This window comes from Noviherbaspirillum sp. (genome assembly GCF_036563305.1).
GTDB lineage: Bacteria > Pseudomonadota > Gammaproteobacteria > Burkholderiales > Burkholderiaceae_D > Noviherbaspirillum.
In genome coordinates this window covers 417,999-429,720 of record NZ_DATCMQ010000014.1, presented here as the reverse complement: position 1 = coordinate 429,720, position 11,722 = coordinate 417,999, and the positions used below count along the sequence as shown (strand labels likewise).

Genomic DNA, 11,722 nt, shown 5'->3' with positions numbered 1-11,722 from the left:
GCGCCGGCCCGGGCAGCATGCGCGGCCGGCACGTCGGTTCACGGATGGGACGAAGAATCGCGCTTACTGCCGCGCCGCCTGCAGCGCCGCACCTTCCGCCAGCAGCGCGTCGATCTCCGCGCCCGAGCAGCCGATCTCTTCAAGCACGTCGCAGGTCTCCCATCCCTTCGGCTGCGACGGCGCGCGCAGCGACGGATAGGCGTCGTCGAAACGAATGGTGGACCGGATGGCGGCGGTCCTGCCCTCGGTGGGATGCTGCTCGAAGCGCACCAGGTCGACTGCTTCCAGGTGCGGATCGCGCCGCAACGACGCGAGGGTATGGCAGGGCTTGGCGGCGATGTCGGCTTCGCGGAAGATCGCGAGCCATTCGCTGGTGGTCCGGTCGGTCAGCGGCGCGCCGCGGACTTCGAACCATTCCTTCACGTACTTGGCACGCGAAGCGACGGTCGCAAAACGCGGGTCGTCGAGCAGGCCGTGGCGGCCGGTCGCCTGCAGGAAGGACCGGACCTGCACGTCGGTGTTGATCGTGAACGAGATCCAGCCGTCCGCGGTCCGCACCGGCCGGTTGTGCGGACTGAGCAGCCGCTGGTCGCCCGGCGGGCCGACCGGCGGGTCGAAACTGTGCTGCGCCAGATGCTCCTGCATCACGAACGCCGCCATCGTCTCGAACATCGGGATCTCGATATTGCTTCCCTTGCCGGTCGTCTTCGCCTGCAGGACGGCAGCCAGTATCGACCCGGCCGCGATTTCGCCGACCACATGGTCGCAGATCAGCATCGGCACGTAGGCCGGGGCGCCGTCGCGTTCGAGCGCGAGGCCGGCCATGCCGGTTGCCCCCTGCACCACGCTGTCGTAGGTAGGATCGCCGGCATAAGGGCCATCGGTGCCGAAACCGGTGATCAGGCAGTAGACCTTTTCGGGGTGCTGCGCACGCACCGTTGCCGGATCGAGTCCCAGCCGCTCGAGCGCGCGCGGCCGCATGTTGGCCACGATCACGTCGGCGGACGCGACGAGCTTCGCCATCAGCGCGCGGGCGCTCGGCTTCTTGAGGTCGATGCAGATGTTGCGCTTGCCCCGATTGAAATGCAGGTAGGCGCCCGAATGCTCGCCGGTCGGCGAAAGCCCGCCCAGCCCGCGCATCAGGTCGCCTTCCGGGCTCTCCAGCTTGATGATTTCAGCGCCGTACTGCCCAAGGCGCCAGGTGCATACCGGGCCGACCACGACGCTGGTCAGGTCCAGTACACGCAGTCCCTTCAATGGTTCAAAACTCATTCTGTAGTCAACTCCATTTCAACGGCAATGATGCCCATGTCGTTATAGGCCCTGAGCCGCCAGCCGTCGCCCTGGCGGTCGGCGGCAAGCGTGATCGGCCTCCCGCAGAACAGCGGGGCAAGATGCCTGGTCCTGAAGCCGGCCGGCGACAGCCCGAGATCCGTGCGCAGGAACTCGGTCAGCAACAATGTCACCAGACCGCCGTTGACGACCAGGTCGGGGAATCCTTCCACCTCGCGGGCATAGGCGCGGTCGATGTGGATCTTGTGCGAGTTGAAGCCGAGCGCCGAGTACTGGAACAGCAGCGTGTCGTCGGGAACGACGACCTTCGACTTCTCCGCCGCGATCGCAGGCGCGGTGCTTTCGGTACTGGCCGCCGCCTTCGACGATGCCAGCAGGAGGTAGGTCTGCGTCTCGATCAGCGCGACGGCCGGGATGTTCGGTACGTGCAATTCGTGCACCACCGTGGCCACGGCCATTTCCCCCGAAGGCGTATCCTTGCGCGCGAGGTTTCTCAGCGTGCTGACCCGCCTGACCGCGCTGCCAACCGGGATGTCGTGGCGATAGTCGACGGTACGACCACCGAGCAGCAGGCGTGGCAGCCCGAGATCCGGCATCCGCACCCCCAGGCCCGGGAAACCGTCGCCGCGCAATAGGGACCTGCGGGTATCGGCGCCCAGCAGGATGAACTGCCAGCCGCGCGGCAGCGGATCGCCCTCGACCACCGCCTCGGGATCGAGGTCGAGCATGGCGGCGATGCGCCGCACTGCCGGCAGGCTGCAGATCTCTGATCGGGTGACGGTCTCGATCGCGTGGTCTTGGGTCATTGAATGGCTCCGGGCGTGCGGCGCGGGCGGCACGGCATGTTGCGGGAAGGTGTGGTGCCGGCAGCGGCGGTGCCGTGCCCGCGCGGCAGCTTGGTGCTGCCGGGAGCGGGCGGACAGGGGTGCCGGCGCCGGGCGGTACGATGCGGAAAGCAGGGCGGCTGCGCGCCGCCCTTGGCCTCAGTCGAGTTTCGCGCCGGACTGCTTGACGATCTTGTCGAACTTGACCTGCTCGCTGCGGTTGTACGCCTCGAACTCGGCGGGGGAGCTGCCAACCGGTATCGAACCGAGTTCGGCAATGCGCTTCGCGGTCTCCGGCTCCCTGACGAGTTTCGCAATTTCGCCCGACAGCTTGGCGACGATATCCTTCGGCGTGTTTGCCGGCGCCCATACGCCATACCAGGTACTGATTTCATAGCCCGGCACGCCGGCTTCCGCCATGGTCGGCACATCGGGCAGGGTCGGCACCCGCTTTGCCGTGGTCACCGCGATCGGACGCAGCATGCCGCTCTGGATGAACGGCGTGCTCGACGCGAGGGGGTCGAACATCATCGCCACATGGCCGCCCATCACATCGCTCAGCGCGGGGGCGCTGCCCTTGTAGGGCACGTGCATCAGTTTCAGGCCCGCGGCCACGTTGAACGCCTCGCCGGCGAGATGCGGCGCGGTGCCGTTGCCGGAAGAGGCAAACGACAAGGAGTTGGCCTTTGCCTGGGCGATCACGTCCTTGAGGTTCCTGGCCGGATTGGCCTTGTTGACGACGAGGACCATCGGCACGTCGGCGATCTGGGAAACCGGGGCGAAGTCCTTGATCGGGTCGTGCTGCATCTTCGGATACAGGCTGGGATTGATCACATGCAGCGACGCATTGACCAGCAGGGTGTAGCCGTCCGCCGGCGACTTCGCGACCTGCGTGGCGCCAATCATGCCGCTGGCGCCCGGCTTGTTCTCCACCACGAAGGGCTGCCCCAGTTTGGCGGCAAGCCCCTGGGCGACGATACGCCCGAGCACGTCGGTCGGACCGCCTGGAGGAAACGGAATGATGACCTTGACCGGCTTGGACGGGTAGGCGTCCGCCAGGGCAAGTACGGGCAGGCTGAGCAGCGCGATGGCGGCGGCCCGCTTGAAGCGCTTGGTGGGGTTGAAAGTCATGACTCCGATCTCCTTGATGATTCTCTCTCGACGACAAGATTCGCTTGTCGGGCTGGACTTCTGGCCGGGCCAGGCGAGGCGCTTGTGTCGCAAGCCGATACCGGCGACGCTCTGCCTTTTTTCTTGCGGACGGTGCGTCGATGGAAGCGCGCGCTCCACTGCGACACATGTCGTCCGGCCTCACGCGCCACGGACTGTTCGCCGCCAGCGGTTGCGTTGTACGCAACTTCTGGCGGGGAACAGGGCACAGGGAAATAATAGCCAGTAGTGGCGCCAAGCGCAATAGATACGCGGTTTAGTACGCCTGCAGTATTCGCGAGGCCCATTGATCGCCGAAACTACGGTTGCGCTGTACGCAACTGCTTCGAACACCTCACTGGCCCGAAAGCCGCGACTTCGTTGGTGCAGGAAGCGCTTTGACAGCAGGCAGCGCAAGCGCCGGCCGCCGACTTTTTCGAACCTGTTGGCACGTCCTCTCGAGCGACAATGCAGCGGGGAGTTGGACTCAGGGGCGTCCGGCGCCAGTCGTCCTAGTGTAGTGACGCCGGCCTGCCGAAGACGGCGAGCACGTGGAAGCCATCACGACGCCGCGGCCGTCGCGGCTGCTCCGGCCAGGGATATCGCCTTGCGCATCGTGCCAAACCGCTTCCGGTACTGCGCGGGCGTGAGGCCGACGTTGCGCCGGAAAAGCCTGCTGAAGAACCCCGCGTCCTCATAGCCGACTTCGTTGGCGATCGCCTCGATCGGGGCCTGACCGGATTCCAGCATCTGCTTGGACTCTTCGAGCCGCAGGGTGTGGACATACTCCAGCGGCGACATGCCCGTCGCGAGCTGGAAGCGGCGCTTGAACGAGCGCTCTGCCAGACCGCTCCTCGCCGACATGGCAGTCACCGGTGACGGCGAGGCGTAGTGGCTGGCAATCCAGGTCTGGGCATCCGCCACCACCGGGTCCTCGACCTGGCGGGTACGGGCGAGCCGGGCAAAAGGCTGCTGTCCGATCTCGTGCCAGTCCACCAGGTTGAGTCGTGCAGTGCGCATGGCGGTGTCGATGTCGGCCAGGCGGGCGATCAGGTACAAGGCCAGGTCGAGCCATGATGTGCCTCCCCCGGCCATGACCAGGCGTTGTCCCTCGCCCGAGGCAACCAGTGCGCGCTGCGTGCAGACCTTGACCAGCGGATAACGGCTGCGCATGGCGTCGCAGTACGCCCAGTGGGTCGTCGCCTCGCACCCGTCAAGCAGTCCCGCCTCGGCCAGCAGCAATGCGCCCGAGCACGCCGTCGCTACCAGCTTTCCGGACGCATAGCCCTCCCTGAGCGCGGCGATTTCAGCGGTGAATCGGCCTGCAAGCGGCTCGCCCGGCGGCACCAGCAGTTCGGGCACGCAGATCACATCGGCGTCCCTGCAAGCATCGAGCGTTTCGTCGGGGACGATGCGCACGCCGTTTCCGGCCGTGAGGTCCTTGCCATGCGCAGACACCACCTGCGGAACGAACATCGACGGGCCGGGCCTGCCCTCGACGATCAGGTTCCAGTCACGGCCGGCCGACATGAACATGTCATACATCCCGTAGACCACGGAGGCGGTGCTCTCGGGCATGGCGATGATGGCGATACGCGGGGGCTGCAAGTCTTCCATGGCCGTTTTGTCGGGTTCGTAGCCGAAAAGGCTTTAGTAGCGGGACCGCATCGCGGTTAATGTCACGTCTCGCACCCGCAGGACAACCCGGCAGCGTGTGCAGCAGCGTTGCCGGGGCATGCGGGGCGCGCGTCTGCATTGTACTGCCGCGCAGTCGGCCTGCGGCCGCGCGCCGGCGCCCGTGACCCACCCCGCGACCGCGCGCTGCGCGGCCGCCAACAGGAGAATGACGATGAGCAAATACCGACACCACTTGCCACAACTCGACGACCGCTATTTCATGACGGACGGCGGACTGGAAACAACACTGATCTTCCATGAAGGAATCGATCTTCCGCATTTCGCCTCATTCGACCTGCTCAAGAATGCGGCCGGCACGCGCGCGCTGGAAAGCTATTTCCGGCGCTACGCGGAGATCGCCCGCCAGCACGAGTGCGGTGTGGTACTGGAGGCGGCGACCTGGCGCGCCAATCCGGACTGGGGCGCGCGCCTGGGCTATGACGCCGCCGCGCTTGCCGAGGCCAACCGCCGTGCGATCGCGCTGCTCGAACGGGTACGGGCGGAATGCGAAACCGCGTCCACGCCGATCGTCATCAGCGGCAACCTCGGCCCGCGCGGCGACGGCTATCGCACCGAGGGCAGGATGACGGCACGGCAGTCACGCGACTACCATGCACGCCAGATTGAAGTGTTTGCCGGCACCAGTGCCGATATGGTTGCGGCCTTCACCATGACCTATCCGGAGGAAGCCACAGGCATCGTCGGCGCGGCGTCAGCAGCCGGCATGCCGGTGGCCATTTCCTTCACGCTGGAGACGGACGGCCGGCTGCCGTGCGGCGATACCCTGCAGGATGCGATTGCACGCACGGATGACGAGACCGGCGCCTACGCGTCGTACTACATGATCAATTGTACGCATCCCAGTCACTTCGAGGAGGTGGTGCGTGGCGACGGGAAATGGCTGCAGCGCGTGCGCGGTCTGCGCGCCAACGCGTCCCGCCGGAGCCACGCGGAGCTCGACGAGGCGCCCGACCTCGACGATGGCAATCCGGAAGAACTCGGCCAGCAGTACAAGCAGATGTGCGCACGGCTGCCTTCGCTGCGGGTCGTTGGCGGCGGTTGCGGGACCGACCACCGGCACTTGACGGAAATTTGCAACGCACTCCTCCCTGCGCATGCGACCGCTTGACGGATTGCTGCTACGCACGCGCCCACCTTCCTCCGTGGATCCAGTAAGAGAGGGCAGTGCGACGACGGGACAGATGAAGCCGGCTTCGTTGAAGATCGGCATCGGCGTTGCGCGCCCCTTGGCTCCTTCTGCAGCGTCTCGTCGGGACTTCCGGGGTTCGCCGGCAGGAGGACCGGACCAGACCTTGCAAGGCCAAGGCGGCACAATCCTTGCCTCTAAGCGCGCTTTCAATCCCTATTGGCACAGGAGCGGAAATGGCAAATTCATTCAAGAAAGGCGACAAGGTCGAATGGCATGCCTCGCAGGGAGCGGTTCGGGGAACCGTGAAGGAGAAATTGACTTCACCTGCCGACATCAAGGGCCATCATGTCAGCGCGTCTCCGGATGATCCGCAATATCTGGTGGAAAGCGACAAGACCGGAGCACAGGCAGCCCACAAGCCGGAGGCATTGAAGAAGCTGCGCTGAGTGCGGCATCCACCGGCAGCAGGGTGGATGGCGTCCGTCAAGTTCTCGTCGCGGCGCATGCACGATCGTTGCCATTGCTGCTCAAATACCGTATTGCCGATTTCGTACTAAGCTTAGTTGACGGCGCGTGGAGAACACGCGCCGCCGCAGGCGACGCCTGCGGAATCAAGGATCGGAGGAGTCAGCGATGCGCAAACCGCGATGGAACCGTTGCCGGCGATGCAGCGTCAGCGGGGGGCCGACCGCCGGCCGTGCGAGGAGCAACCGGTGAGCAGGCCAGTCGAACGTTTCGAGGCGAACTTTCCTCCGGACCGCGCTTGGATTCCATTCCTCGCGGCCTTGCTGACCGCGCTGCTGGTCTTGCTTTCCGTGGGCTACGTCGTGTTGTTCCTGCAGACGGACATGACCCAGGAGTCGGTGTACCAGGGCGCCGTCAGGGGCCTGTCGATGGTCTACCTGCTCATCGCCTTGCTGCTGTGCTTGCTGACCTCTTTCCTGGTGATCGCATGCCGATTTCTTACCGGCCCTGAAGCCCCTGCCCGCCGGCGCACGCAACGCTACTGGTGGTTGTCGCTCGTACTGGTGCTCGGTGTAATGCTGCTGACGGAAATTCTCACGCGCCTCCGCCTTCCGTAGTTGCCCGGAAGCTGCGCCAGGACCGCCGCCATTGCTTCGAGCCAAAGCTTGAATGTGTCCGCATGCGGCCCATGCTCCTGCACGCCGCCGGCGGCCGAATGCCTTGCGGCCAACCTCCACGTCGAGCTGGCAAGGAAGTAACGTTGGCGTCAAACCTTGACGACCGGGGCCGAGTCGGCGGCCTGCCGTAGACAGCGCCATGTGCGATGGCCTTGGCATCGGCCTCGAACGGATTTCTCAGTTGGAAGGAGACGATGCAATCAGCCATGACGAACGGCCTTCCCGAATCGATTGCACGCCAGGTATCCAGAACACGTCTCTCTCTGAAACACCATTTTGGCGACGCGATCCAGTCGATTTATCTGTTTGGTTCCACGGTGGATGGGGGCTTGAAGCCATCGAGCGATATCGACCTGCTGGTAACGGTGAATGCGCCGCTGGCTGACGCAACCAGGGCCCTGCCGCCCACGAGTTCTTCGATGCGATTCCGGCTGCCGATGTCCAGCGATCGCTTCTCGATACCTTGACCCTCTGGCAGACGGCGTCAGACTGGGAAGGCGATGAGAGAAACATCGTTCTTGCCCTCGTACGCATCTGGTACACGGCGGTGACAGGAGACATTGCGTCCAAGGACGCCGCTGCAAACTGGGCACTTGACCGCTTGCCTGCCGACTGCCGACACATTGGCGCTGCTGCCAAAGACGCGTACCTGGGACTGCAGGCAGACGACCCTGCGCGCTATCCGGAAGAGCGGGCGGCACTCCTGCACTGCATCCGGGCTGCGGTGACAGTGAGCCTGCGTTAGATTGCATCCGCGATCGGCCAGGAGCGGCCGGTCGTGCTTCGCGGCGTAGAGCAGAAATCGGTGTCGTAAAGCCGAATCGCAAACTGACGTCGTTTGAATGGCGAGTAGCGCATTCATCTCGATACTTCGGGCCTCCAATCACCCATGGAGTTCCAGGCATCGCTATCCAGCTCGGAATACTTTGTCCGATATACTGCTCTTTTCGCCAACCAATACCGCTTGTCGACAGGCGGCAAATGCATGGGTGTTCCAGAAGAGAAAGAGTTTGCGTTCTTAGTAGGCGGCGGGCAGACCGGCGCACTAATGCGCGTTCACGACTGGTCCCATTCCCCTCTCGGCGCGCCGAACTCCTGGCCGCAATCGTTGCGCTCGATCGTCAGCGTGATGCTCAGTTCAGAATTCCCGATGTTTGTCGCTTGGGGCCCACAGCTAGGGTTTCTCTACAACGACAGGTACGCAGACATCCTTGGAGCTAAACATCCGGCAGCACTAGGGGGACGGTTTGAAGAGATCTGGGCCGAGATCTGGAACGACATTCGCCCCATCATCGATCAAGCCATTCAAGGACATGCGACATATCATCGAAATTTGCCTCTTCTGGTGAACCGACGAGAACACGAGGAGCAAGCCTGGTTCACCTTCTCTTATTCACCGATACGTGATGAAAATGGGCTGGTGGCGGGCATGTTCTGTGCAGTCATGGAAACCACGGATCAGGTGCTGGCCGAGCGGCACCGTGTCGAAGAAGTCGAGCGGTTGCGGCTGCTCTTTCAGCAGGCGCCAGGAATCATCGCTGTACTGCGCGAACCGGATCACGTTTTCGAAATTGCCAACAATGCATATCTTCAGCTAGTTGGCCACCGTGAAATACTTGGGAAACCAATACGCGAGGCACTTCCTGAAGTGGCCGGCCAAGGTTTCTTCGAGTTGTTGGATCAGGTGTACCGCACAGGCGAACCCTACGTTGGGCGCGAGATTGCGGTACGACTACAGCGTAAGCCAGACGATCCGCTTGAAGAACGCTATGTCAACTTCGTCTACCAGCCCACGCGCGATTACCGGGGCAAGATCACCGGCATCTTTGTCGAAGGCAGCGATGTCACGGAAGCAGTCAAAGCCCATAAGGCATTGCAGGCGAGCGAGAATGAGCTGAAGGCGGCGAATCGCCGCAAGGATGACTTCCTTGCGATGCTGGCCCATGAACTGCGTAATCCTCTGGCGCCTATCGCCACTGCGTCCGAACTCCTCAAGCTGACTGCAGCCGATAGCGATCGGGTAAAGAAAACCAGTGACGTCATCGCGCGCCAGGTGGCCCACATGACGGAGCTGGTGGACGACTTGCTGGACGTTTCGCGTGTGACGCGTGGCCTTGTGACGCTACAACACGAAACGCTCAGCATCGGCCGGCTGTTGGCGGAAGCAGTGGAGCAGGTGCGGCCACTCCTGGAAGCAAAGCGGCAGCACTTCACGGTGCATGCGCCAGATGAGCAATGTTTTGTCCGAGGCGACCGCACTCGGTTGATCCAGGTGTTTTCCAATATCCTCAACAATGCGGCAAAGTACACCCAATCTGACGGCCAGATCATGCTGACTGTCAGCTGTGATTCAGCCAACGTGGAGGTCGCCATTGAGGACAACGGAATTGGCATTGAGCCTGCACTGCTGCCACATATTTTCGACCTGTTCACGCAAGCGGAACGTTCACCGGACCGATCGCAAGGTGGACTTGGGCTGGGACTGGCGCTAGTGAAGAGCTTGCTGGAACTGCAGGGCGGCCGCGTTTCCGCACGTAGCGCGGGGGTGGGGCAAGGGAGCCGATTTACGGTGCGGCTGCCGCGCGTCATCGCGGACCCCGAGCCTCAACAGGAAGCGAAGCTCCGTATACGGCCCGACTCCGGGAAGCTGCGGATTCTGGTCGTGGATGACAATAAAGATGCCGCCGTAATGCTGCAACTGCTGCTTGATGCGCAAGGGCATGAGACTCTTGCCGCATTTAGTGCCAACGATGCCTTGGCGATAGCGCAGCGGACTTCCCCTGCCGTTCTGTTTCTGGATATCGGCCTGCCGGACATGGACGGCTACGAGCTCGCACAACGGCTTCGCGCCCTTCCAGAGACAGGGAGCTCACTGCTCATCGCACTTACTGGGTATGGGCAGCCGCAAGACAAAGAGCGAGCGAAAGAGGCTGGATTTGATCACCACCTAGTGAAGCCGGCAAAGCCCGACGACTTGTTTAGTCTGCTAGTGAAATAAAGGTATTCCGTCGACCTTCGCCGAGTGCTGATCCTCGACGTCCTTGAATGTCTGCTTCGGGTCGAAAGCGACAGGTCACCGGCAGGCGCCAGGCGGCCAGAAGCGGTCGTTCCCATTCATCGATTGTCAGGCGCCTGTTGCCACAAATATACCCGGCGCCTACACTGATAGTGTTCCTGCCATTAACCCGACCAGTGCCCAAGCTGAACCTTTTACAAGAGGGTGCGTATATGAATTCCACGTCCCACTGTCCGCTGCGATGTATGCGCGTATGCGGCGAGCATCGAGGTAATCCGTGAGCTTTGATCTTCCACTCCGCCCGCGTTCGCTCGACTCGCATGTCGACTTTCCTCATAAGTGGGAATTACTAGATGCTTTAAACGCCGGGGCTTCGGTGCGTAGGGACGAAAGGACGATCGCAGCTGAATCCCACCATGATGTCTACCGTATTCGGCTGAATATTGCGCGTGATTCTCGAATTACAAAGGGCCAAGAGGAGTCATCAGCTCGTGCTGTAGAAGATTTCGAATGGTTCCTACAGAGTTTGGAGAGAGACCTCCAAGCTGACACCCGTGCGTGGTTTGTGCGAGCTGAAGGTGGGGTACGTTTCATTCTTATAGAAAATGAGGCGAGCGGCGCTCCTCTAGGTTGCCTGCATTATTGGGTGCACGAGGAAGGCGCTAGGTGAACTTGACGCTCAACTATTGTCATGGTCATCGCCACTTCAAATAAGTGGCCGCTTAGGGTCGTCTCCCGTCCGCCACGCTGGGCGCCTCCCAGCCAGGAGCCGCCATTCACTCACGGGGTTTTACCTACCTTTTCCGAACGTGGGAGCATGGCAAGATCTATTACTAGGTGGCTATATGAGCGTACTTGATACCGTTATTCACTCAATAGGCGAGGCGGTGGCGTTTGTCGCTACTCGCTTGACGAGGCGCGCGTTTAGCTGTGACGAGCGCATCGCTCGGCGGATTGGCGAGAATGTTGTGTTCGCTCTCATTGCAGCGATCAGTAGCGACGCCCGTCCATCGACTGACCGTGTTGCAAATGCGATGGGTTGATCCGCTGAAGGCACAACACGGGCAAGCGGATCCAGCGACAAATCAACCGGCATCGCGGCGCCGTCTCGGAAAGTTGATGGTCCAAAGAAGGGCAGGACGACATAAGGGCCGGCGGGAACGCCCCATTTGCCGAGCGTCTGACCGAAGTCTTCTTTATGCTTGGGGATGCGCGCTTCGGATGCAATGTCCAGCACTCCTCCCAGCCCAAACGTGCTGTTGACCGCGACCCGCATCATGTCCGACAGGCCATCGCCAACCTTGCCCTGCAACAGATTGTTCACTGCTGTCCACGCGTCAACGAGATTGCCGAACACATTGGCAATCCCGGTTTTTAATGGACGGGGCAGTTTGTCATACATGGTGGCTGCGGGCTTCAACGCAACCTGATCGAGAGCATCGTTGAACTGCAGCATAGGCCGGTTATTGGC

General features: G+C 62.4%; 9 protein-coding genes and 1 pseudogene. 5 read left to right on the top strand and 5 right to left on the bottom strand.

The window, feature by feature from the left end:
- Window positions 1–63 precede the first annotated feature (63 nt).
- The 4 genes from VIM12_RS14795 to VIM12_RS14780 form a co-directional block, all read right to left on the bottom strand.
- Entirely contained in the window at window positions 64–1,272 is a 1,209-nt protein-coding gene (locus tag VIM12_RS14795; RefSeq protein WP_331942426.1) for a CoA transferase, read from the bottom strand.
- On the bottom strand, window positions 1,269–2,099 hold the full coding sequence (locus VIM12_RS14790; RefSeq protein ID WP_331942425.1) for a hypothetical protein: 831 nt from the start codon (window positions 2,097–2,099) through the stop codon (window positions 1,269–1,271). Before VIM12_RS14790 ends, VIM12_RS14795 begins: the two co-directional genes overlap by 4 nt.
- Window positions 2,100–2,276: 177 nt before the next feature.
- Window positions 2,277–3,248 carry a tripartite tricarboxylate transporter substrate binding protein gene (locus VIM12_RS14785; protein ID WP_331942424.1) on the bottom strand — a complete coding sequence of 324 codons (972 nt, stop codon included), beginning with the start codon at window positions 3,246–3,248 and terminating at the stop codon, window positions 2,277–2,279.
- A 579-nt stretch (window positions 3,249–3,827) separates the two neighbouring features.
- Complete coding sequence (locus tag VIM12_RS14780; RefSeq protein WP_331942423.1) at window positions 3,828–4,883, bottom strand: GlxA family transcriptional regulator; 1,056 nt, start codon at window positions 4,881–4,883, stop codon at window positions 3,828–3,830.
- Window positions 4,884–5,115: 232 nt separating this feature from the next.
- Here VIM12_RS14780 and VIM12_RS14775 point away from each other — a divergent pair, with 232 nt between their 5' ends.
- The 5 genes and pseudogenes from VIM12_RS14775 (at window position 5,116) to VIM12_RS14750 (ending at window position 10,233) form a co-directional block, all read left to right on the top strand.
- On the top strand, window positions 5,116–6,072 hold the full coding sequence (locus VIM12_RS14775; RefSeq protein ID WP_331942422.1) for a homocysteine S-methyltransferase family protein: 957 nt from the start codon (window positions 5,116–5,118) through the stop codon (window positions 6,070–6,072).
- A 254-nt stretch (window positions 6,073–6,326) separates the two neighbouring features.
- Complete coding sequence (locus tag VIM12_RS14770) at window positions 6,327–6,539, top strand: DUF2945 domain-containing protein (protein ID WP_331942421.1); 213 nt, start codon at window positions 6,327–6,329, stop codon at window positions 6,537–6,539.
- 267 nt (window positions 6,540–6,806) lie between these two features.
- The gene (locus VIM12_RS14765) at window positions 6,807–7,175 is read left to right on the top strand and encodes a hypothetical protein (RefSeq protein ID WP_331942420.1); all 369 of its coding nucleotides are present in this window, start codon (window positions 6,807–6,809) and stop codon (window positions 7,173–7,175) included.
- Window positions 7,176–7,441: 266 nt separating this feature from the next.
- Window positions 7,442–7,980 (top strand): annotated as a pseudogene (locus tag VIM12_RS21305) (aminoglycoside adenylyltransferase domain-containing protein).
- Between the two features lie 144 nt (window positions 7,981–8,124).
- Window positions 8,125–10,233 carry a hybrid sensor histidine kinase/response regulator gene (locus tag VIM12_RS14750; RefSeq protein ID WP_331942417.1) on the top strand — a complete coding sequence of 703 codons (2,109 nt, stop codon included), beginning with the start codon at window positions 8,125–8,127 and terminating at the stop codon, window positions 10,231–10,233.
- Window positions 10,234–11,119: 886 nt separating this feature from the next.
- Here the strand turns inward: VIM12_RS14750 and VIM12_RS14745 are convergent.
- On the bottom strand, window positions 11,120–11,707 hold the full coding sequence (locus tag VIM12_RS14745) for an MlaA family lipoprotein (protein ID WP_414691793.1): 588 nt from the start codon (window positions 11,705–11,707) through the stop codon (window positions 11,120–11,122).
- Window positions 11,708–11,722 lie beyond the last annotated feature (15 nt).

What these genes read in the sequence shown, in the direction of transcription:
- VIM12_RS14795 (WP_331942426.1), bottom strand. Translation starts at nt 1,272, where the DNA reads ATGAGTTTTGAACCATTGAAGGGACTGCGTGTACTGGACCTGACCAGC.
- VIM12_RS14790 (WP_331942425.1), bottom strand. Translation starts at nt 2,099, where the DNA reads ATGACCCAAGACCACGCGATCGAGACCGTCACCCGATCAGAGATCTGC.
- VIM12_RS14785 (WP_331942424.1), bottom strand. Translation starts at nt 3,248, where the DNA reads ATGACTTTCAACCCCACCAAGCGCTTCAAGCGGGCCGCCGCCATCGCG.
- VIM12_RS14780 (WP_331942423.1), bottom strand. Translation starts at nt 4,883, where the DNA reads ATGGAAGACTTGCAGCCCCCGCGTATCGCCATCATCGCCATGCCCGAG.
- VIM12_RS14775 (WP_331942422.1), top strand. Translation starts at nt 5,116, where the DNA reads ATGAGCAAATACCGACACCACTTGCCACAACTCGACGACCGCTATTTC.
- VIM12_RS14770 (WP_331942421.1), top strand. Translation starts at nt 6,327, where the DNA reads ATGGCAAATTCATTCAAGAAAGGCGACAAGGTCGAATGGCATGCCTCG.
- VIM12_RS14750 (WP_331942417.1), top strand. Translation starts at nt 8,125, where the DNA reads ATGGAGTTCCAGGCATCGCTATCCAGCTCGGAATACTTTGTCCGATAT.
- VIM12_RS14745 (WP_414691793.1), bottom strand. Translation starts at nt 11,707, where the DNA reads ATGCTGCAGTTCAACGATGCTCTCGATCAGGTTGCGTTGAAGCCCGCA.